At 71.9% G+C, this 20,118-nt stretch carries 19 protein-coding genes and 1 riboswitch; of the genes, 2 read left to right on the forward strand and 17 right to left on the reverse strand.

Annotated elements, in window-relative coordinates; genetic code table 11:
- Nucleotides 1-7 precede the first annotated feature (7 nt).
- The 5 genes from OG276_RS10450 to OG276_RS10470 form a co-directional block, all read right to left on the reverse strand.
- Complete coding sequence (locus OG276_RS10450; protein WP_266904199.1) at nucleotides 8-1,003, reverse strand: methionine synthase; 996 nt, start codon at nucleotides 1,001-1,003, stop codon at nucleotides 8-10.
- Entirely contained in the window at nucleotides 1,000-1,689 is a 690-nt protein-coding gene (locus OG276_RS10455) for an SDR family oxidoreductase (RefSeq protein ID WP_266904201.1), read from the reverse strand. The genes OG276_RS10450 and OG276_RS10455 overlap by 4 nt, the downstream gene beginning before the upstream one ends.
- Nucleotides 1,690-1,819: 130 nt before the next feature.
- Nucleotides 1,820-2,776 carry a hypothetical protein gene (locus tag OG276_RS10460; RefSeq protein WP_266904203.1) on the reverse strand — a complete coding sequence of 319 codons (957 nt, stop codon included), beginning with the start codon at nucleotides 2,774-2,776 and terminating at the stop codon, nucleotides 1,820-1,822.
- A gap of 2 nt (nucleotides 2,777-2,778) precedes the next feature.
- Nucleotides 2,779-3,123, reverse strand: coding sequence for a DUF1330 domain-containing protein (locus tag OG276_RS10465; RefSeq protein WP_266904205.1), 345 nt, complete (start codon nucleotides 3,121-3,123; stop codon nucleotides 2,779-2,781).
- A 116-nt stretch (nucleotides 3,124-3,239) separates the two neighbouring features.
- On the reverse strand, nucleotides 3,240-4,220 hold the full coding sequence (locus OG276_RS10470; protein ID WP_266904207.1) for a GlxA family transcriptional regulator: 981 nt from the start codon (nucleotides 4,218-4,220) through the stop codon (nucleotides 3,240-3,242).
- 115 nt (nucleotides 4,221-4,335) lie between these two features.
- On the opposite strand from OG276_RS10470, the gene OG276_RS10475 reads away from it, so the two are divergent.
- Complete coding sequence (locus OG276_RS10475; RefSeq protein ID WP_266904209.1) at nucleotides 4,336-5,259, forward strand: NADP-dependent oxidoreductase; 924 nt, start codon at nucleotides 4,336-4,338, stop codon at nucleotides 5,257-5,259.
- A gap of 13 nt (nucleotides 5,260-5,272) precedes the next feature.
- On the opposite strand, the gene mnmA is transcribed toward OG276_RS10475, so the two are convergent.
- Nucleotides 5,273-6,424, reverse strand: a complete 1,152-nt coding sequence (gene mnmA, locus OG276_RS10480) for a tRNA 2-thiouridine(34) synthase MnmA (RefSeq protein ID WP_266904211.1) — start codon at nucleotides 6,422-6,424, stop codon at nucleotides 5,273-5,275.
- A 70-nt stretch (nucleotides 6,425-6,494) separates the two neighbouring features.
- Here mnmA and OG276_RS10485 point away from each other — a divergent pair, with 70 nt between their 5' ends.
- The gene (locus OG276_RS10485; RefSeq protein WP_266904213.1) at nucleotides 6,495-7,172 is read left to right on the forward strand and encodes an N-acetylmuramoyl-L-alanine amidase; all 678 of its coding nucleotides are present in this window, start codon (nucleotides 6,495-6,497) and stop codon (nucleotides 7,170-7,172) included.
- A gap of 23 nt (nucleotides 7,173-7,195) precedes the next feature.
- On the opposite strand, the gene OG276_RS10490 is transcribed toward OG276_RS10485, so the two are convergent.
- From OG276_RS10490 to OG276_RS10540, 11 genes are all read right to left on the reverse strand, one after another.
- On the reverse strand, nucleotides 7,196-8,359 hold the full coding sequence (locus tag OG276_RS10490; RefSeq protein ID WP_266904215.1) for a cysteine desulfurase family protein: 1,164 nt from the start codon (nucleotides 8,357-8,359) through the stop codon (nucleotides 7,196-7,198).
- 360 nt (nucleotides 8,360-8,719) lie between these two features.
- Nucleotides 8,720-9,586, reverse strand: a complete 867-nt coding sequence (locus OG276_RS10495) for a thioesterase family protein (RefSeq protein WP_266904217.1) — start codon at nucleotides 9,584-9,586, stop codon at nucleotides 8,720-8,722.
- 77 nt (nucleotides 9,587-9,663) lie between these two features.
- A complete protein-coding gene (locus OG276_RS10500) occupies nucleotides 9,664-10,320 on the reverse strand; it encodes a trimeric intracellular cation channel family protein (protein ID WP_266904219.1) in 657 nt (218 codons plus the stop codon).
- Between the two features lie 314 nt (nucleotides 10,321-10,634).
- The gene (locus OG276_RS10505; protein WP_266904221.1) at nucleotides 10,635-11,744 is read right to left on the reverse strand and encodes an ABC transporter ATP-binding protein; all 1,110 of its coding nucleotides are present in this window, start codon (nucleotides 11,742-11,744) and stop codon (nucleotides 10,635-10,637) included.
- Nucleotides 11,745-11,749: 5 nt separating this feature from the next.
- Nucleotides 11,750-12,871: an ABC transporter ATP-binding protein gene (locus tag OG276_RS10510; RefSeq protein WP_266904223.1), complete on the reverse strand. Its 1,122-nt coding sequence runs from the start codon at nucleotides 12,869-12,871 to the stop codon at nucleotides 11,750-11,752.
- Nucleotides 12,868-13,866 carry an ABC transporter permease gene (locus tag OG276_RS10515; RefSeq protein WP_266904225.1) on the reverse strand — a complete coding sequence of 333 codons (999 nt, stop codon included), beginning with the start codon at nucleotides 13,864-13,866 and terminating at the stop codon, nucleotides 12,868-12,870. Before OG276_RS10515 ends, OG276_RS10510 begins: the two co-directional genes overlap by 4 nt.
- 126 nt (nucleotides 13,867-13,992) lie before the next feature.
- The gene (locus tag OG276_RS10520; RefSeq protein WP_266912678.1) at nucleotides 13,993-15,756 is read right to left on the reverse strand and encodes an ABC transporter substrate-binding protein; all 1,764 of its coding nucleotides are present in this window, start codon (nucleotides 15,754-15,756) and stop codon (nucleotides 13,993-13,995) included.
- A gap of 117 nt (nucleotides 15,757-15,873) precedes the next feature.
- Entirely contained in the window at nucleotides 15,874-16,869 is a 996-nt protein-coding gene (locus tag OG276_RS10525) for an ABC transporter permease (RefSeq protein WP_266904227.1), read from the reverse strand.
- Between the two features lie 462 nt (nucleotides 16,870-17,331).
- Nucleotides 17,332-18,072 carry an enhanced serine sensitivity protein SseB C-terminal domain-containing protein gene (locus tag OG276_RS10530; RefSeq protein WP_266904229.1) on the reverse strand — a complete coding sequence of 247 codons (741 nt, stop codon included), beginning with the start codon at nucleotides 18,070-18,072 and terminating at the stop codon, nucleotides 17,332-17,334.
- A gap of 67 nt (nucleotides 18,073-18,139) precedes the next feature.
- Nucleotides 18,140-18,850, reverse strand: coding sequence for an enhanced serine sensitivity protein SseB (locus OG276_RS10535; protein ID WP_266904231.1), 711 nt, complete (start codon nucleotides 18,848-18,850; stop codon nucleotides 18,140-18,142).
- A gap of 144 nt (nucleotides 18,851-18,994) precedes the next feature.
- On the reverse strand, nucleotides 18,995-19,681 hold the full coding sequence (locus OG276_RS10540) for an AAA family ATPase (protein ID WP_266904233.1): 687 nt from the start codon (nucleotides 19,679-19,681) through the stop codon (nucleotides 18,995-18,997).
- A gap of 202 nt (nucleotides 19,682-19,883) precedes the next feature.
- Nucleotides 19,884-19,987: riboswitch (glycine riboswitch) on the forward strand.
- The last annotated feature ends 131 nt before the right edge of the window (nucleotides 19,988-20,118 follow it).

The raw sequence follows: 20,118 nt of genomic DNA on the forward strand, positions 1-20,118 counted from the left end.
CGATCCATCACTCAGGGTTGTCGGCGAGCGACCTCGCCGCCCTGACGCAGTGCGCCTGAACCGCCCGTGCGTAGGCGGGCGAAGCGCCCGCCAGACCGCACGCCGGGGTGACCACGACGGACTCCGCCAGAGTCCCCGGGGTCAGCCCCAGCCTGCGCCAGAGCTTCCTGACACCCATGACGCTACCGCCCGGGTCCGACAGCGGGCCGTCGGTCCCGGGCACCACTCCGGCGAAGAGTTTCGTACCGGCTTCGACCGCTTCCCCGATGGCGTCATCCTCGCGCTCGGTGAGCAAGGAGAAATCGAACGACACGCCCGAGACCCCGGCGCGTCGCAGCAGTCCGAAGGGCACTTCGGGGGCGCAGGAGTGGACGATCACCTCGCCGTCGTGGACGGCGAACAGCTCGCGCAGCGTCCCCTCGACGACCTGCCGGTCGACGGCGCGGTACGTGCGGTAGCCGCTGGCGGAGCGCACCCGCCCGAGGAGGACCGCGGTGAGCGAGGGCTCGTCGTACTGGAGGACGATCTCGGCGCCGGGGATCCGCTTGCGCACGTCGGCCAGGTGCTCGCGCACGCCCTCCGCGAGGGACCCGGCCAGGTCCCGGCAGGCGCCCGGGTCCTGGAGGACGGCCTCGCCGCCGTGCAGCTCCAGGGAGGAGGCCAGCGTCCACGGCCCGACGGCCTGGACCTTGAGCCGGCCCTGGTACCCCTGGGTGAACTCCTCCAGGGCGTCCAGGTCCTCGCCGAGCCAGGAGCGGGCCCGCTTGCTGTCGCGGCCGGGGCGGTCGCTGATCCGCCAGCCGCTGGGCTCGACGTGCGCGTACATGTCCACGAGCAGCCCGAGGGAACGGCCGATCATGTCCGCGCCGGGGCCGCGGGCGGGCAGCTCGGCGAGGTACGGGAACTCCTCGAAGGAGCCGGTGACGGTCTTGGCGGCCTCGCGGGCGTCGCCGCCGGGCAGCGAGCCGACTCCGGTGGCTCCGCCGGGGCGGCTCGCGCTCATCGGCCGGGCCTGACGGTGAGGTCGGTGACCACGGCGTCGCGGGGCAGGTCGACGGCCATCACGATGGTGGTCGCGACGGACTCGGGGTCGATCCAGTCGGCGGCGTCGTAGGACTCGCCCTCCTGGGAGCGGACCTTGGCCTGCATGGGGGTGGCGGTGCGGCCGGGGTAGACGGAGGTGACGCGGATGCCGTTCTCCTTCTCCTCCGCCCGCAGGGAGTCGGCGAGGGCCTTCAGCCCGTGCTTGGAGGCGGCGTACGCGCTCCAGTCGGCGTGGGCGGCGAGCCCGGCGCCGGAGTTCACGAACACGATGGTGGTGTGGGAGGCACGCAGGGTCGGCAGCAGGAGCCGGGTGACCTCGGCGGGGGCGATGAGGTTGACGTTGAGCTGCTGGTGCCAGGTCTTGGGGCGCAGCTCCCCCACCGGGCCGAGGTCCACGATGCCGGCGATGTGCAGGAGCGAGTCGATCCGCTCCGGGATCGCCTGCTTGGAGAAGGCCCACGACAGCCGGTCGGGGTCGGCGAGGTCTCCGACGAGCGCGCTGGATCCGGGGTACCGGTCGGTGAGCTGCCGGGCGCGGGCGGCGTCGCGGGCGAGCAGGACGAGGTCGTCGCCGCGGGCGTGCAGCCGGGCGGCGACGGCGGCACCGATGCCAGAGCCGGCGCCGGTGATCAGGTGAGTAGCCATAGCGCCCATGCTCGCATCCGGGCCGGGCCCCCGGTCCAACCGTCCGAACCCCAGCGGACCGGGTACCGGCGACCGGGGCACGGCAGCCCGGTCCGGCGCACGGTGCCGGTCCCCCGATCCGCGCCCGTCGTCACGGACCGGCGGCCTCGCGGTACGCCCTCTCGATCGCGGTGCGGGCGGCGGCTGCCGTGGCGACCCGAACGGCGGGTGCGAAGCCCCGGCCGACGGGGACGTGCGGGAGCCGGGCGACCAGCGCGGCCCGCGCGTCGCTGCGCGGCCCGGCCCACCGCTCCAGCGCCAGGTCCCGTACCTCGACGAGCGCGGCCGCCCGGTCCGACGCGGGCGGGTCGAAGCGCCCGCCGCAGGCCGCGCGGTGCTCGGACCAGCGGTCCTCCCAGAACTCCACGGTCCAGCCGGGCCATCGGCCGCCGACCGTACGGGCCCGGTCCCGGGCCGTGTTGAGCCACCAGCCGACCCGCCGCCGCTCCGGGTCGACGTGGATCCCGGCATCGGCCCACGACCGGTGGCTCCCGTGGTCCGGGGCGTCCCGGAGCCGTTCGAGCAGGGCGGGCCCCTCCTCGACGGGGTGGTCGTCGATGTCTGCGAGGAGGTGGCAGCGGCCGGGCCCGGGGCCGATGGTGACCACCGCCACGAGCGGGTCCGGGTCGGACAGTTCCTCGCCGTCCACCTCCAGCGCCGGGCCGGGGTACACGTCGCGGGACTCCTCCCGTGGGTCGAGGCCCAGGTGGGCACGCAGGCCGGCCTGCCCGTCGTGGAGCCACCGCACCTCCCAGCCGGGCCACGCGCACCGCAGCAGCTCCAGGGTGGCGGCCCGGGTGCGCGAGGAGGCGGCGGGCCCTTCCCAGGCGAAGAGCAGCAGGAGCCGCCGGGACGGGTCGGCGAGGACGCCCGCCTCGACCATGCCGTCGTCGTACCAGCCGTCCTGGGGTGCGTGGTCACGGAGGAAGGGCAGGGCCACGTCCGGGCCGGCCAGCAGGTCGAGGTCCAGGCCGATCGCTCCGAAGGACGAGTGGTGACGGGTCGGCCCGGCGGGGCCGGCGATCACGAAGACGGCCCGGTTGCCCACGGTCAGAGCCCGGCGGCTTCGCGGAGGCGGTCGGCCGTCTTCGAGGCGTCGTAGTCCGCCGGGACCCCGTCGACGAGGATGATGTCGCCCGCGATGTGGTCGGCGCGCAGCGGGATCAGGGCCTGGTAGGGGGCGGACGCGTACCAGGCGCGGGCCCGCTCCAGGTCCGGGAAGGCGATCACGACGATCGTGCCGGGCCAAGTGCCCTCCACGACCTCGACCTCCTTGCCGTGGACGAGGAAGCGGCCTTCGAAGGGGTCCATGGTGGCCTGGATCTCCTCGATGTAGCGCAGGACGTCCTCGTGCATGGTCTCGGGGCGTATGTGGGCGATGGCGTAGGCGGTCATCTCGGGCCTCTTCTTCCCTGCGGATCGGCTTGTCGGTCCGATCCTGCCTTCCGGTTGCCCCCAAGGCGATTACCTGGCAGGTCATCGGTCAGTGGCATTGACGACCTGAGCCTGCGTCAGTGGTGCGCAGGAGCAGCCGAATTCGGCTGGAAGGTGCGCCGGTAGGCGATCGGGGAGATGCCGAGTGCGGAACGCATGTGCTGGCGCAGCGAGTTCGCGGAGCCGAAGCCGGAGCGGTGGGCGACCAGGTCGACGGGGAGATCGCTGGTCTCCAGCAACTGGCGTGCCACTTCCAGGCGTTGACCGGTGAGCCACTGCACCGGGGTCATGCCGACCTCGTCGCGGAAGCGGCGGGTGAAGGTGCGCAGGCTCATCCGGGCGTGGGCGGCCAGCTCGGCCAGGGCGATCGGCTCCCCGAGGCGCTCCAGGGCCCAGGCCCGGGTGGCCGTGGTGGTGGCGACGGTGGGTTCGGGGACGGGCCGGTCGATGTACTGCGCCTGGCCGCCGTCCCGCCACGGCGGTACGACGCACAGCCGCGCGGCGCGGTTGGCCACGGCCGTGCCGTGGTCCTGGCGGATCATGTAGAGGCAGAGGTCCACGCCGGCGGCGACCCCGGCGGAGGTCAGGATGTCCCCGTCGTCGACGAAGAGCACGTCCTCGTCGAGCTTGACGCGCGGGAAGGCCCGCTGGAAGGCGGGCGCCTTGATCCAGTGCGTGGTGGCGGGCCGGCCGTCGAGCAGGCCGGCGGCGGCGAGCACGTAGGTGCCGGTGCAGATCGACACCAGCCGGGTGCCGGGGCGGATCGCGGCGAGGGCGTCGGCGAGCGGCCGGGGCAGGGGTACGCCCTGCTCCAGCGCCATCATGACGTTGGTCGGCGGGATGATCACCGTGTCGGCGGCCGCGAGGGCCTCGGGCCCCGCCGAGACCCCGACCGTGAAGCCCGCGTCGCTGGTCACGGGCTGCCCGTCGACGGTGCAGACGGTCACCTCGTAGAGCGGCTTCCCGGAGTCGTCGACGGCGTTGCCGAACACCCGGGACGGCATCCCGAGCTCGAACGGAGGGACGCCTTCGAGGGCGAGTACGGCGATCCTGTGCATGGCCAGATCCTGTCACAGGGTGGCCGTACGGCCAACACCATGGCCTCGCTCCGGGAACGAAGCTGGTCCGGCAGCAACAGCGGACACACGTCCGGACACACTTGAGGAGAAACACATGCGCGCCATCGTCGTCAGCCAGTGGGGCGGACCCGAGGTACTGACCGAGACCGAGCTGGACCGGCCGGAGCCGGGCATGGGCGAGATCCTGGTACGGGTCCACGCGGCCGGGGTGAACCCGGTGGACTGGAAGACCCGGGCCAGCGGCGCCCTCATCCCCTGGGGCCCGGTCCCGGCCGTCGGCTGGGACGTGTCCGGCACGGTCGAGGCCGTCGGACCCGGGGTGACCGTCTTCCAGCCGGGCGACGAGGTCTTCGGCATGCCGCGCTTCCCGCACCAGGCGGGCGCCTACGCCGAGTACGTGACGGCCACGGCCCGGCACTTCGCCCGCAAGCCCGAGACGCTCGACCACGTCGAGGCGGCGGCCCTGCCGCTGGCGGCGCTCACGGCGTGGCAGGCGCTGAACGACACCGCCGGCGTGCGGCCGGGCCAGCGGGTCCTGGTGCACGCGGCGGCGGGCGGCGTGGGGCACTTCGCCGTCCAGATCGCCAAGGCGCTCGGCGCGTACGTGATCGGCACCGCCAGCGCCGCCAAGCACGAGGCGCTCCGCTCGCTCGGGGCCGACGAGCTGGTCGACTACCGGACCACCGCTTTCGAAGACGTGGTCTCGGACGTGGACGTGGTGATCGACGCCATCGGCGGCGACTACGGGGCGCGCTCCCTGAAGGTGCTGCGCCCGGGCGGGCACCTGATCACCCTGAACGGCCCGGACGACGTACCGGCCGACGCCGAGGGCTTCCGGACCGGCTGGACCCTCGTCGAGCCGGACCTGGCGGGCCTGAAGGCCATCGCCGCGCTCGTGGCGCAGGGCGAGCTCCGCCCGCTCATCGACACCGTCCTGCCCCTGTCGGAGGCCGCGAAGGCGCACGAGATCGGCGAGCGGGGCCGGACCACCGGCAAGATCGTCCTGACGGTGGTCTGACCGGGCGGCCCGACTAGGCCGTCGCGGTCGCGGTCGCGGACGCCGTGGCCCGGGTGGTCGCGGAGATCGTGGCGGAGCCGACCACGCGGGTGCCGTCGTAGAGGACGATCGCCTGGCCCGGGGCCACGCCGCGGACGGGCTCGGAGAAGCGGACGCGCAGTTCGCCCTCCACCAGCTCGGCGAAGACCTCGGTCTCGCCGCCGTGGGCGCGCAGCTGCGCGGTGTACGTGCCCGGGGCCGCCGCGGTGGAGCCGCACCAGCGGGGGCGGATCGCGGTGAGGGCGGTGACGTCGAGGGCCTCGACGGGGCCGACGGTGACGGTGTTGTTCACCGGGGAGATGTCGAGGACGTAGCGCGGCTTGCCGTCGGGGGCCGGGTGGCCGATCCGCAGGCCCTTGCGCTGGCCGATGGTGAACCCGAAGGCGCCCTCGTGGGTGCCGACCTTCTCACCGGTGGCCTCGTCGACGATGTCGCCCTCGGCCTTGCCGAGGCGGCCGGCGAGGAAGCCCTGGGTGTCGCCGTCGGCGATGAAGCAGATGTCGTGACTGTCGGGCTTCTTCGCGACGGCCAGCCCCCGCTCCTCGGCCTCGGCGCGGATCTCTTCCTTGGTGGTGAGGGTGTCGCCGAGGGGGAAGAGGGCGTGGGCGAGCTGCTTCTCGTCGAGCACGCCGAGGACGTAGGACTGGTCCTTGGCCATGTCGGAGGCGCGGTGCAGCTCGCGCGTGCCGTCCTCGTTCAGGACGACGGTGGCGTAGTGGCCGGTGCAGACGGCGTCGAAGCCGAGGGCGAGGGCCTTGTCGAGCAGCGCGGCGAACTTGATCTTCTCGTTGCAGCGCAGGCAGGGGTTCGGGGTGCGCCCGGCCTCGTACTCGGCGATGAAGTCCTCGACGACGTCCTCGCGGAACCGCTCGGCGAGGTCCCAGACGTAGAACGGGATGCCGATCACGTCGGCGGCGCGGCGGGCGTCGCGGGAGTCCTCGATCGTGCAGCAGCCGCGGGCTCCGGTCCGGAAGGACTGCGGGTTCGCGGACAGGGCGAGGTGGACGCCGGTCACGTCGTGCCCGGCTTCGACCGCGCGGGCGGCGGCGACGGCGGAGTCCACACCGCCGGACATGGCGGCCAGGACGCGGAGGGGGCGGGGGACGCTCGGCAGGTTCTCAGTCATAGCACCGTCCAGGGTACGGGGGAACCGAGCGGGGTCACAGCGCGTTCTCGGTGACAGGGGGTGGATCACCATGGGGAGCAAGAGCGACAAGGGCGGTACGGGCAACAAGGGACGGCCCGGGCGGACCCGCAGGGCGGTGCTGTTCGGCGGGCTCGGGGTGCTGACGGCCGCGGCGGTCGCCGGGCGCGATGAGATCGGGCGGGCCTGGTGGCTGGTGCCGGGGGTCTCCAAGCCGAGGAAGGAGGGCGAGCTGGACCACGCGGGGGCTTCCTGGACGGCGGCCTCTCCGGCGAACTGGCGGCTGGCGGACCGGCCCGCGGACTACCGGGTGGACCGGATCGTGGTCCATGTCACGCAGGGCGGCTTCAAGTCCTCGGTGGACGCCTTCAGGAATCCCTTCCACCGGGCGTCGGCGCACTACATAGTCGGCCAGGACGGCCACATCGAGCAGATGGTGCGCGAGCTCGACGTCGCCTTCCACTCGGGCAACCGCTCCATGAACGAGCGCAGCATCGGCATCGAGCACGTCGGGTTCGTGGACCGGCGAGAGGACTTCACGGACGCGATGTACGGGGCCTCGGCGAGGCTCGCCGCCGACGTCTGCAAGCGGTACGGGATACCCGCCGACCGCAAACACTTCCTCGGCCACTCCGAGGTGCCGGGAGCCGACCACACGGACCCCGGCCGCCACTGGGACTGGGGCCGCTACCTCCGCATGGTCAACGAGGCCGGCGCGGCGGCGGCGTAGGCCCTTCCTTCCCGGTCACGGCACTAGCTGAGCCCCGCCGTGCGGGCGCGGGACACGGCCGGGCCGATGGCCGCGGCGACCGCGTCCACGTCGGCTTGCGTGGAGGTGTGGCCGAGGGAGAAGCGCAGGGTCCCCCGGGCCAGGCGCGGGTCGGTGCCGGTGGCCAGCAGCACGTGGCTGGGCTGGGCCACGCCGGCCGTGCAGGCGGAACCGGTGGAGCACTCGATGCCCTGGGCGTCGAGCAGGAGCAGCAGGGAGTCCCCCTCGCAGCCGGGGAAGCTGAAGTGGGCGTTGGCGGGGAGCCGGCCGTCGGGGTCTCCGCCCAGGACCGCGTCGGGGACCTCGCGGAGCACGGCGGCGACGAGCCGGTCGCGCAGGGCGCCGATCTCGGTGGCGAACTGTTCGCGCCGCTCGGCGGCGAGGACCGCGGCCACCGCGAAGGCGGCGATGGCCGGGACGTCGAGGGTGCCGGAGCGGACGTGCCGCTCCTGGCCCCCGCCGTGCAGGACGGGTACGGGGCTCTGGTCGCGGCCGAGCAGCAGCGCGCCGATCCCGTACGGTCCGCCGACCTTGTGGCCGCTCACGGTCATGGCGGCGAGTCCGCTGTCGCCGAAGCGGACGTCGAGCTGGCCGAAGGCCTGGACGGCGTCGGAGTGCAGCGGGACGCCGAACTCGCGCGCGATGGCGGCCAGTTCGGCGATCGGCATCACGGTGCCGATCTCGTTGTTGGCCCACATGACGGTGGCGAGGGCGAGGTCCTCGGGGTTGCGCTCGATCGCCTCGCGGAAGGCGTCGGGGTGCACGCGCCCGTAGCGGTCCACGGGCAGGTACTCGACCTGCGCCCCCTCGTGCTCGGCGAGCCAGTGCACGGCGTCGAGGACGGCGTGGTGCTCGACGGGGCTGGCGAGGACGCGGGTCCGGGCGGGGTCGGCGTCGCGGCGGGCCCAGTAGAGCCCCTTGACGGCGAGGTTGTCGGCCTCCGTGCCGCCGGCGGTGAAGACCACCTCGCTCGGACGGGCCCCGAGGGCGTCGGCGAGGGCCTCGCGGGCCTCCTCGACGGTGCGGCGGGCGCGGCGGCCGGCGGCGTGCAGGGAGGACGCGTTGCCCGTGACGGCGAACTGCGCGGTCATCGCCGCAGCGGCCTCCGGCAGCATCGGGGTGGTGGCGGCGTGGTCGAGGTAGGCCATGATCCCCCGATTCTACGAGTCCCCCGCACCCGGGTTCCCCAGCCGGTCCCTTCCACCCCCCTGACGGACCCCCGGCCTCCGCGGCGACCCGTCGCTCGGGGCGGGCGAAGTCCCCTACCCGCCCTTCCACCGTTCCCAGGGCTCCGCCCTGACCCGTCGGGCCCCGGGCTGCGCCCGAGCCCCTGGGGCTCCGCCCCGGACCCCGCGCCTCAAACGCCGGCGAGGCTGGATCTTCCAGCCCGTCCGGCGCTTGAGGACCGGGTCCGGGCAGCGCCCGGGGAACGGGCGAAGGGCGGGTAGGGGAACTCCGCCCCCGCAGAGCCGAACCACCCGCACCCGCGTGGCGGTGCGCGCTCCGCGTCAGGAAGGGGCGACCACGCGGGGAGCGCTCGCCAGCTGACGGGACTGGGCCACCAGTCGGTCCTCCGAGTCCCAGACCTCCGCGTCCTCCTCCAGGAAGCCACCCGCGAGGTTCCGCGTGGTGATCGACACCCGGAGCGGACCGGGCGCGGGCCGGTGGCGGATGTGGGTGGTGAGTTCCACCGTCGGGGTCCAGCCGAGCAGGCCGAGGTCGAAGGAGGTCGGCGGGAGCGCGTCCACCGCGAGCAGCAGGGAGAACGGGTCCGCTTCGCGGCCGTCCGCGAGCTCGAACCAGGCGCGCATCTCGCCCTTGCCCGAGGGCTGTCCGATGGCCCAGCCGGCGGTCGCCGGGTCCAGGCGCAGCCGGAGCCGGTCCACGATCGCCGAGCTGCCGGGGATGGGGGCCGGGCCGGCCTCGGGGCCGAGGCAGTCCTCGTAGGCCGGGATGACGGGCGGCAGGGCCGTGGTGTGGACGGAGTCCGGGAGCGCCGCGAGGTCCCCGTAGGAGGCCAGGACGCGGATCCGCTCGATCTCGGCGCCGCTCTCGTCGAACTGGAACAGGGAGGCCTGCCCGGTGGAGAGCGTGCGGCCGACCCGTACGACCTCGGTGCGGATCACGGCGGGGCCGGGGACCGACGAGGTCAGGTAGTGCGCGGAGACCGTGAAGGGGTCCGGGTGCGGCAGGGCCGCCGACAGGGCGCGGCCGACGAGGGCCAGGAGGTAGCCGCCGTTGACGGCGGTGATGATCGTCCACCCGGCGGAGAGGTCCGCGTCGTACACCCCGGGCTCGCCCGCGCGGGCGGTGACGGTGGTGTCGCGGTCGAACTCGCTGTCGCCGATGGACGCCTTGGCAGCTGCGTGTGACATGGAACGACCGTACACCCGAGCCCTACTAAGCGGTAGCTTTCCTTGGTGTGGCGGCCGCTACGGCGCACCGGTCGGGGCTACGGCTCCTCCGACACCGACGAGCGGCGGTTCCACGCGAGGGGCGCGCGCCAGTGGTAGCGGATGGCCAGCAGCCGCAGCACGAAGGTGGTGACGATCGCCAGGCCCGTGGTGATGGCGTTCAGGTTGTCGAAGCTGATGAAGAGCGCCACCATCGAGGCGCCGATGACGGCCGGCACGGCGTACATCTCGCGGTCGCGCAGCAGCGAGGGCACCTCGTTGACGAGGACGTCGCGCAGCACGCCCCCGCCGACGGCGGTCGCCAGGCCCAGCGCGGCGGACGCGGTGAGGCCCAGGCCGTACTCGTACGCCTTGGTCGTACCCGTCACGCAGAACAGCCCGAGGCCGGCCGCGTCGAAGACGTTGATAGCGCGGTTGATGCGCTGGACCTCGGGGTGCAGGAAGAAGACGAGCGCGGCGGCGACCAGCGGTGTGACGAAGAACCCGAGGTCGCCGAAGGCCGCGGCGGGGGTGGCGCCGATGACGATGTCGCGGAACAGGCCGCCGCCGAGGGCGGTGACGAGCGCGAGGACGACGATGCCGAAGACGTCGAAGTTCTTGCGTACGGCGAGCAGGGCGCCGGCCGTGGCGAAGACGAAGATGCCCATGAGGTCCAAGGTGTGCTGGACTCCGGGCGGGAAGAGATCGTGGATCACGGGAACATTCTGCCGGTCGCCCGGCGGCGGGCCGGAACGGGTGGGGCGCGGCCCCGGTTCCCCGAGGGGGCGGGCCCCACCAGGTCGGGACCGCACCCCGTGCGGCTGCGGGCCGTGGGCCTGGTGCGGCGCCGCCGTCAGGGGCTCCGCCCCCGAACCCCCGCGCCTCAAACGCCGGCGGGGCTGATTTTGCGGGGCGGCGCCGTGAACAGTCGGCCCGCACGGGCCTCATGAGCCCCGCGGCGCCGTGCGCGGGCGGGGCTGATTTTGCCCGGCGGTGCCGGCGGGGCTGGTTCTGCCCCGCCGGCGTTCCGTCAGTCCGTCGGCTTCGCCACCGCGTCCGCCGCGCCCGGCAGGGCCGGGTCGCCCGGGGCCTGGTCGGGGGCGTTCTCCGGGTGGTGGCAGGCCACCTGGTGGCCGGTCTTCAGCGCGATGAGCGGGGGCTCCTGCGTCGTGCAGACCTGGGTCGCCTTCCAGCACCGGGTGTGGAAGCGGCAGCCGGAGGGAGGGGAGATCGGCGAGGGGACGTCGCCCTTGAGCAGGATGCGGCCGCTCTTGGCTCCGCGCCGGCGCGGGTCCGGCACCGGGACGGCCGACATCAGGGCCGTGGTGTACGGGTGCATGGGCGCCGTGTAGAGGGACTTGTTGTCCGCGAGCTCGACGATCTTGCCGAGGTACATGACCGCGATCCGGTCCGAGACGTGCCGGATGACCGACAGGTCGTGCGCGATGATCACGTACGTGAGGCCGAGCTCCTGCTGGAGGTCGTCCAGCAGGTTGACCACCTGGGCCTGGATGGAGACGTCCAGGGCGGAGACCGGCTCGTCGGCCACCACCAGCTTCGGCTTCAGGGCCAGTGCGCGGGCGATGCCGATGCGCTGGCGCTGGCCGCCGGAGAACTCGTGCGGGTAGCGGTTGTAGTGCTCCGGGTTGAGGCCCACCAGGGAAAGGAGGCGCTGGACCTCCGCCTTGAGGCCGCCCTCGGGCTCGACGCCCTGGAGCTTGAACGGGGCGCTGACGATGGTGCCCACCGTGTGCCGCGGGTTCAGCGAGCCGTAGGGGTCCTGGAAGATCATCTGCACGTCGCGGCGCATCGGGCGCATGCCGGACACGCTCAGGTGCGTGATGTCCTTGCCCTCGAACTCGACCTTTCCGCCGGTCGGTTCGAGCAGCCGGGTGATCAGTCGGCCCATGGTCGACTTGCCGCAGCCGGACTCGCCGACGATGCCGAGGGTCTCACCGGGGTAGACCTCGAAGTCGATCCCGTCGACGGCCTTCACGGCCCCGACCTGGCGGCGCAGCAGTCCCTTGGAGATGGGGAAGTGCTTGACCAGGCCGGTCACCCTGAGCAGCGGCTCCGGGGAGGCCACCGCCTGGGCCGGGACGACGGCCGTCTCGTTCTTGCTGTTGTCGGGCGCAGTCATGTCGGTCACAGCTTCGGCGCAATCTCTTCGGTCCAGATCCGGTCCCGCTGCTCCGGGGAGAGGTGACAGGCGGCCCAGTGTCGGCCGGCGCCCTCCGCGGAGGTGTCGACCAGGGACAGCTCGGGCCGTACGGTCCGCGTGACGTCGTCCTTGGGCAGGTCGGCGTACGGGCACCGGGGGTTGAAGGCGCAGCCGCTCGGGATGTTGATCAGGCTGGGCGGCGAGCCCTTGACCGGGATGAGGCGCTCGGTCTGCTCGCGGTCGATGCGGGGCATCGAGCCGAGCAGGCCCCAGGTGTACGGGTGCCGGGGTTCGTAGAACACCTTCTCCGCGCTGCCCCGCTCCACGCACCGGCCGCCGTACATCACGAGGAGGTCGTCGGCCATCTCGGCGACCACGCCGAGGTCGTGCGTGATCATGATGACCGCGGAGCCGAACTCCTTCTGCAGGTCCCGGATCAGGTCGAGGATCTGCGCCTGGACGGTGACGTCCAGGGCGGTGGTGGGCTCGTCGGCGATGAGCAGTTCGGGGTTGTTGACCAGCGCCATCGCGATCATCGCGCGCTGGCGCATGCCGCCGGAGAACTCGTGCGGGTAGCTGTCGACCCGCTTGTGCGGCTCGGGGATGCCCACGCGGTCCAGGAGCTCGACGGCCCGCTTGCGGGCGGTCTTCTTGTCCGCCTTGTTGTGGACCCGGTAGGCCTCGGCGATCTGCTTGCCCACGGTGAAGTAGGGGTGCATCGCCGACAGCGGGTCCTGGAAGATCATCGCGATCTCCCGGCCGCGCAGCTTGCGGACCTCTTCCTCGGGGCTGGACAGCAGTTCCTTGCCGTCGAGCCAGATCTCCCCGGAGATCCGGGCCCGCTGGCGGCCGTACTGGCCGACCCGGTGCAGGCCCATGATGCCCAGCGAGGTCACCGACTTGCCGGAGCCGGACTCGCCGACGATGCCGAGGGTCTTGCCCTTCTCCAGCGTGAAGGAGAGCCCGTCCACGGACTTGACCAGGCCGTCTTCCGTGGGGAAGTGGACCTTGAGGTCGCGTACGTCGAGGAACGCGGTGCCGGGCGCGCCGGAGGCGACGGGCTCGTTCAGTGCGCCCGTCACGGCGGGCGTCGTCGAATCGGTCATGACAGCCTCACTCGGGGGTCGATCACCGCGTACAAGAGGTCGACGACGAGGTTGGCCGCGACGACGAAGAAGGCGGAGATCAGGGTGATGCCGAGAATGACCGGCAGGTCGTGCTCGCTGATGGCGCGGACGGCGCTGTAGCCGAGGCCGTGCAGCGAGAAGGTGTACTCGGTGAGGACCGCGCCGCCCATCAGCGCGCCGAGGTCGAGACCCAGGACGGTCAGGATCGGCGTCATGGTCGAGCGCATCGCGTGCTTGCCGATGACGACGGGTTCCGTCAGCCCCTTGGCGCGCGCGGTGCGGATGTAGTCCTCGTTGAGCACTTCGAGCATGGTCGCGCGGGTGAGTCGCGCGTACATCGCCGCGTAGAGGAAGGCGAGCGAGATCCACGGCAGGACCATGCCGTTGAACCAGGTGCCCGGATCCTCGGCGAAGGTCTTCTCCGGCCGTCCGAACCAGCCGAGCTGGTCGGAGAAGAAGGCGATGGCGAGCATGCCGGTGAAGTAGATCGGGAGGGAGACGCCGGCGAGGGCGAGGCCCATCGCCGAACGGTCCAGGACCGTACCGCGCTTGAGGGCGGAGATGACGCCGGCGGCGACACCGCCGATCACCCAGAGCACGACGGCACCGGCGGCGAGCGAGAGGGTGACGGGCAGCCAGTCGGTCAGCAGCGGCCAGACCTCCTGCTCGCTCTTGAAGGAGTAGCCGAAGCAGGGCGCGGCGCAGTGCGTGACGTCGTTGCCGTTGGCGTACGTGCGACCCGCCACCAGCCCGACGACGAACTTGCCGAACTGGACGAGGATCGGGTCGTCGAGACCCATCTTCTGCCGGATGCCCTCGATGGCGGCGGGGTCGGACTGCTTGCCGACGAAGTACAGGGCCGGGTCCGTCCCGATCATCTTCGGGAAGAGGAAGAAGATTCCGAAGGTCACCAGCGAGATGACCAACAGCATGACGATGACGGCGAAGATCCGCCGGATGAGATATGCAAGCACTGCGCTCGGCCTGGCCGCGGCCCGGGGACGCCCTCTTCTGGAGAGCGCCCCCGAGCCGCCGCCGCGGCCATCACCTGCCCTTCGTGCCTAGCGGGTGTGGCACTGGAACTGAATCGGACGGTTTGTTTACTGGACGCCGAGCGAGGCGTAGTCGTACCGGCCGTTGTACGCGTCCGACGTGTAGACGTTCGTCAGACGGCTGCTGCGCCACGAGATCGTCTTGTCGTAGACGAAGGGCAGGTAGACCGCGGCCTCGGAGACCTTCTGGTTCATCTGCTTGTAGATGTCGCCGGCCTTGACCGGGTCGGTCTCGGCGATGGCCTGGTCGAACAGCCCGTTGATCGCCGGGTCGTTCAGCTCGGAGAAGTTGTTGTTGCCGCTCTGCAGGATGAAGCGACCGTCGACCAGCGGCTGGGAGAAGCCCTGACCGGTCGGGAAGTCGGCGCCCCAGCCCATGATGATGATGCCGTAGCCCTTCTCCTTGACCACCTTCGGCGAACCGATGATGCCGGAGGTCTGGGCGCCGTCGAACTGGTCGATCTGGGCCTCGATGCCGACCTGCTTCAGGGCGTTCTGCAGGGAGACGGCCGTGGCGACCTCGACCGGCTTGTTGTTGCGGACCGCGATGGTGGTCTTGAAGCCGGTCTCCTTGCCACAGGCCTTCAGAGCGGCCTTGGCCTTGTCGACGTTCGGCTTGCCGTCGTTCTTCAGGACCTCGTACGGGTCGTACTTGCCGTCAGCGCCCTTGATGCCCAGCGGCAGCATGTTGGGGGCGATGTCGCCACCGGCCTGCGGGCCGCCGCGGGCGGTCTGCAGGGACTTCTTGTCGGCCGCGTAGATGACGGCCTTGCGGCACTCGATGTTGTCGAACGGCGCGACGGTCTGGGGCATCACGGCGTACCGGATGAAGCCGGTCTGGCCGTTGTCCAGGTTGTCCTTGTGCTCCTTCAGCGCGGTGGCGCGGGCCGCCTGGCCGATGCCGGTCGCGTTGATGTCCAGGTCGAACTCGCCGTTCATCAGGCGCTTGTCCATGTCGTCCGCGTTCGCCATGAACGTGACGGAGATGGAGTCCGGGAGCGCCTTGCGGATGGTGTCCGACTCGGGCTTCCAGTTGGTGTTGCGCGAGAGCTTCATGCTCTTGTTGGGCTCGTACGAGTCGATCTTGTACGGGCCGTTGGAGAAGGGCTTGAGGCCGTACTTGGCCGCGGTGTCCTTCTCCTGCTTGACCGGGCTGGCGGCCGGCATGGCCAGCATCTGCTCGAAGTCACCGTTGGGCGCGGGGAGCTTGAAGATGATGGTCTTCGCGTCCGGGGTCTCGATCGCCTTCAGGCCGAGCTTGTCCGCGCTGGGGTCCTTGTACGGGCCCGGGTACTCGAGCTTCGGGTCGAGGACCTGCTGCAGGTAGACCGGGCCGCCGGAGATGACGTCCTGGGCCCAGGTGCGCTCGATGCCGTACTTGATGTCCTGGGCGGTGACGGGGGTGCCGTCCTCCCAGGTCACGTTGTCCTTGAGGGTGTACTTGTAGGTCTTGCCGCCGTCGCCGATCTCCGCGTTCGCGGTGGCCAGGTCGGGGACGAGCTCGGTGCTCTTGGAGCCCGGCTCCGCCTTGAAGCTGACGAGCTGGCGGGTGTAGTAGCGGGAGAAGTCCCACATGAAGCCGTAGTAGCCGCGCTGCGGGTCCCACGAGTCGGCTTCCTGCGTACCGACGAACTTCAGCTCGCCGCCCGCCTTGGTGGAAGCGTTGGCGACCTTGCCGATGGCGGCGTTGAAGCCGCCCGACGCTGCCGGCTTGTCTTCCTTCCCCTTGCCGTCGTCGCCGCCACAGGCGGTCGCGGACAGCATCGTCGCGAGCACGACGGCCGTGCCGGCGACGAGCCTGCGCTTGGACATGCGATGGGTAGTCACGATGCTCGCAACCCTCCGTTGTGATTCCGGTACGAAGCCGGGTTCCGGTGTGCCCTGCGGTTCTGACCTACGGGTGCCCTGCGGGATGACCTGCGGGGACGGCTAACGGGAGCCCTTCGGGTCGAGGGCGTCGCGGACGCCGTCGCCGAAGAGGTTGAAGGCCAGCACGGTGATGAAGATCGCCATGCCGGGGAAGATCATGAAGAGCGGGTCGTCCTCATAGGTCCGCACGGCCGTCGAGAGGGTCTCGCCCCAGGAAGGCGTGGGCGGCTTGACGCCGACACCCAGGAAGCTGAGCGCGGCCTCGGTCAGCACGTTGGTGGGGATCATGAGCGTCGCGTAGACGGTGATCGGCGCGACCAGGTTCGGGAGCAGCTCGCGGAAGAGGATGTACATCCGGCCCGCGCCCAGGCTCCGCGCCGCTTCGACGTACTCCCGTTCGCGCAGCGACAGGGTCTGTCCGCGGACGATGCGGCCGATGTAGGGCCAGCCGAAGAAGCCGATCACCAGGACCAGTACGGCGATCCGCAGGCCCGATCCTTCGAAGCCCCAGAGCTTGGCCGGGACGACCGAGACCAGCGCGATGATGAAGAGCAGCTGCGGGAAGGCGAGCAGCAGGTCCATGACCCGGCTGATGGCCGCGTCGACCCAGCCGCCGAAGTAGCCGGCGACGATGCCGAAGAAGGTGCCCAGCGAGACCGCCACGAAGGCGGACAGGAAGGCGACCAGCAGCGAGATGCGGGCGCCGTAGACGATGCGGCTGAACACGTCGCGGCCGTTGACCGGTTCGATGCCCAGCAGGAAGTCGCCGCTTATGCCGCCGTAGTCGCCGGCCGGCAGGCCCAGCAGCGGGTCCAGCAGGTCTTCGTGCAATTCCTCCGGGGGGTGGCCGAACGCGCTGACGATCAGCGGCGCGAACAGTGCGACGAGGATCAGCAGGAGCACGACGAAACCGCCGGCCAGCGCGACCTTGTCGCGCTTGAGCCGCATCCAGGCGATGCGGCCGGGCGAGCGGCCTTCGATGGCCTTGGCGGGGACGTCGGCTACGGACACGGGTGCGGGTGTCTCCGCGCTCATGTCGTGCAGTGGTGCCGTCATCGTGGTGGGGACCCCTCTCGGCCGACGGGTGGGCCGGCCCATGCCCGCCGCTGTGGCGGCGTTGGTGCGGAGTGGCGCTCGGAGTGCGAGGTACGGACAAGCGAATTTCCTGAGGCGGGGCAAACCCAGGCAACCGCCGGAGGACTGACCCGCTCTTGGGTGGGGAGTCTTCATCGGGCGCTCGATCAGCCGCCAGACCCGCAGGTGAATGGATGCGCAACCGTGATCTGAGGGTCGAGTTCCCGTTATCCGGACTTCACTGTCGTCTCAGCGGAGCAAGACACCCCGTTCGGTAGGGAATCGGACATGGCGCCCAACTCGGCCTACGAGCATGCCTATTGGGCGTACATCAACGTCGAAATCAGGACAACGCAAAGGCCGCACGGAACGACTGTTCCGTGCGGCCTTGGACCCTATGTCTCAACGATCGGGACGCCCCGGCGGGATGTCCCGCCGAGCGCCTCAGTAGGCGGGCGCCTGTCCCTCGCGGTCGTAGAAGGGGCGGGTCTGCGCCCGCAGCCACATCGCCACCGGATCGTGTTCGTCCGCCAGCGCGACCGTGCAGACGGGCACTCCCTCGGGGACCGCTCCGACCGACTGGCGCATCATCTCCCGTACGGATTCCAGCGCGTGCGCGGAGGCGTCGTACAGGTCGAGCCCGACGGCGAGGTACGGGGACCCCAGCGCGGGCTGCACCCAGGCGCGGCGCAGCGAACGGACGGCGGGCGTGCGGTGCGCGTGCTGCGTGAGCAGCCCGTAGAACTGCGGCAGCTCGATGGCGGGCTCGGACAGCCGCAGCGGGCCGGCCGGCATCCGGTCGAGCCCGGTGGCGATCCGGCGCAGGTCGGCCCAGGGAATGCCGACGCCGCCGCCCTGGGCGTGCGGATTGAGCCACAGCCCCCAGCGGTCGGGGTAGAGGGCGCGGGCGATGTCCCGGCCGGTGACCACCTCGTACCCGCGGTTCCAGCCGCTGACGGCCAGCTCCTGCGGGGAGGTCACGCAGGGCGCGTACCCGATGCCCTCGACCTCCATGCCGCCGTACTGGGCCTCCGGGGAGCCGGGCTGCCCCTGCCAGAGGAGCATCCACAGCCGCCCCTCGGCCAGGGCGTGCAGGAGGGACTCGTAGCTCTCGTAGCGCCCGGGAGTCACCTGGCGCAGCATGTGCTCGACCTGCCCGACCGCGGCCGTGCCTGACGCACTCACCCGGTACCCCTCTTCGTCTGTTCGTCCGCCCGTCGTCCACGCGTGTCGGCCACCAGCTTAAGCGTCACTACGGCAGGTAGAAGGGGCGTACGCGCGTGGTGATGAAGTCGACGACCGGGTCTTCGGCGGCGTCGAGCAGAATCAACTGCACAGGCCAGGGCGGCGGTACGCGGGTCAGGGCGCGGCCCAGCGCCTCCATCGGGGCGTTTCGCATGTCGGGCTCCCATCCCACCAGGTGGACTCCGACGTAGAGCTCCGGCGAGCCGCCCTCGACGCTGGCGAGGCAGCGGTGCGCGGAGGCGACGACTCCGGTGGCCCGGAACTCCTCGGCGGCCGCGGTCAGGAACTCGACCGGGTCCTCCTGCCAGTCGGGCTCGAAGAGCCGGACCCGGCCGCCGGTGGCGGTGCCGTCGAGCGGGCCGCGGCCGGTGCGGCAGAGCTCCGCGACGGCCGGAGGGGGCAGGGGCACGCCGACCGAGCCCTCGGGGTTGACCGCGATGCCGAGCTGCGGGGGCAGGCCCCGGGCGAAGTCCACGGCGGGGGCCACGGCGAAGTCCATGGCGGGTCCGACGCAGGCGCGGAACTGCTCCTCGGAGCTGTAGACGGGCACGTAGGCGGCGCCGTCGATCTCCATGGTGGGCAGGCTCAGGCTGTTCACGCCTCCGGGCAGCGGGATCCACAGGTGGCTCCGCCCGAGGACCTCCACGATCCGCCCCCCGGCGTCCGCCTGTCCGAGCGCCGCCCCGAGCACCTGCTCCAGCTCGTTACCCGGCCACATGTACGTCTCCGCTCGCTTGCGCTTGGTCTCGCCCCGAGATTAACGGGCGCCTCGGACACCCCGACCGGGGGCCGCCCGCACCGGGGTCCCGCCCGTGCCGGGGCCGCCCGTGCCGGGGCCGCCCGTGCCGGGGCCCACTGCCGCTTAGCGGAAGCCGATCGACGTCAGCCGGGACGCCGCCGGGCGGTCCAGCAGGGTCACCGAGGCGCAGCCGGCCGGCGGGCGGCCCGCCTCGGCCTCGCGCAGCAGCCGGGTCACCGCGCCCCGGTGCCGGGCGAAGGCGTACGCCGATACGCCCCGGCCCCGCGCCGCCTGCCCGGCCCTGGCTTCCTCGGGGGTGGTGTCCAGCAGCACCAGGTGCAGCGCGCGGCCGCGCCGCCGGGCCGCCGAGGCCAGCAGCGCCCGTACCCAGCTCTGCGTACCGCAGTCGTGGACGACGGCCGGGGCCCCGGAGCGGAGCACCCGCCACAGGCCCCAGTAGTGCGCGATCCGGACCGCCGGCCGGTACACCGCGTAGGGCAGGGCGGCCGGCATCCGGCGCTCCCAGCGCTCGCGGGCGTCCTGGGAGTCGATGCCGCCGCCCTCCGCGGCGCGCTTGATCAGGGTGCTCTTGCCGCCGCCGGGCAGTCCGGAGACCACCACCACGTCCCCCTGGGCGAAGCGCAGCCGCCGCGGGCCCTCGGCCCCGCGCAGGTCCCGTACCGCTCCGGGCTCCCCCGCCGCTCCGGCCGCCGCGGGATCGCGTACGAGGCCGCGCTGCGTCGGCACCCCGGTCACCGCGCCCTCGACGGTGCCGGTGCTCGTCGCCGCCAGTACTCCGAATCTCCGCACAGTGCTCGCCTCCCCCGCGACGGGTCGCCTGGACCCGGTCCCCCTGAGTGTAAAGAGACGGTAATCCGGTGTCTCCGGTTCCGCTCCGGCTTCGCTCCGGACCCGCTCCGGGCCCGCTCCGCTTGCGGACCCCCTCCCCCATTCGGCCCCACGTCGTGCAATGATGTGCGCCATCTGGACACCTAACTGCATACCGGCCGCTTGAATCCGCGCGGGAGAGTCCCGGCACGCCGCAAGGCGGTGCCCGGGCGCCGAAGGAGCAAGTACCTCCCTTGAATCTCTCAGGCCCCGTACCGCGTGGATGAGGCAGATCTGAAAAGCGAGCCGCGCCACCGCCCGTAAGGGTCCCGGCGACGGCTCCACCCAAGGTGCAAGTCGATGGCCTTCCCCTGGAAGCGGGGAACTCTCGGCGAACCTCTCAGGTTCCGATGACAGAT

The sequence above is a fragment of the Streptomyces sp. NBC_00086 genome (assembly GCF_026343255.1).
Lineage (GTDB): Bacteria > Actinomycetota > Actinomycetes > Streptomycetales > Streptomycetaceae > Streptomyces.

What these genes read in the sequence shown, in the direction of transcription:
- OG276_RS10450 (WP_266904199.1), bottom strand. Translation starts at nt 1,003, where the DNA reads ATGAGCGCGAGCCGCCCCGGCGGAGCCACCGGAGTCGGCTCGCTGCCC.
- OG276_RS10455 (WP_266904201.1), bottom strand. Translation starts at nt 1,689, where the DNA reads ATGGCTACTCACCTGATCACCGGCGCCGGCTCTGGCATCGGTGCCGCC.
- OG276_RS10465 (WP_266904205.1), bottom strand. Translation starts at nt 3,123, where the DNA reads ATGACCGCCTACGCCATCGCCCACATACGCCCCGAGACCATGCACGAG.
- OG276_RS10470 (WP_266904207.1), bottom strand. Translation starts at nt 4,220, where the DNA reads ATGCACAGGATCGCCGTACTCGCCCTCGAAGGCGTCCCTCCGTTCGAG.
- OG276_RS10475 (WP_266904209.1), top strand. Translation starts at nt 4,336, where the DNA reads ATGCGCGCCATCGTCGTCAGCCAGTGGGGCGGACCCGAGGTACTGACC.
- mnmA (WP_266904211.1), bottom strand. Translation starts at nt 6,424, where the DNA reads ATGACTGAGAACCTGCCGAGCGTCCCCCGCCCCCTCCGCGTCCTGGCC.
- OG276_RS10485 (WP_266904213.1), top strand. Translation starts at nt 6,495, where the DNA reads ATGGGGAGCAAGAGCGACAAGGGCGGTACGGGCAACAAGGGACGGCCC.
- OG276_RS10490 (WP_266904215.1), bottom strand. Translation starts at nt 8,359, where the DNA reads ATGGCCTACCTCGACCACGCCGCCACCACCCCGATGCTGCCGGAGGCC.
- OG276_RS10495 (WP_266904217.1), bottom strand. Translation starts at nt 9,586, where the DNA reads ATGTCACACGCAGCTGCCAAGGCGTCCATCGGCGACAGCGAGTTCGAC.
- OG276_RS10505 (WP_266904221.1), bottom strand. Translation starts at nt 11,744, where the DNA reads ATGACTGCGCCCGACAACAGCAAGAACGAGACGGCCGTCGTCCCGGCC.
- OG276_RS10510 (WP_266904223.1), bottom strand. Translation starts at nt 12,871, where the DNA reads ATGACCGATTCGACGACGCCCGCCGTGACGGGCGCACTGAACGAGCCC.
- OG276_RS10520 (WP_266912678.1), bottom strand. Translation starts at nt 15,756, where the DNA reads ATGTCCAAGCGCAGGCTCGTCGCCGGCACGGCCGTCGTGCTCGCGACG.
- OG276_RS10525 (WP_266904227.1), bottom strand. Translation starts at nt 16,869, where the DNA reads ATGACGGCACCACTGCACGACATGAGCGCGGAGACACCCGCACCCGTG.
- OG276_RS10535 (WP_266904231.1), bottom strand. Translation starts at nt 18,850, where the DNA reads ATGTGGCCGGGTAACGAGCTGGAGCAGGTGCTCGGGGCGGCGCTCGGA.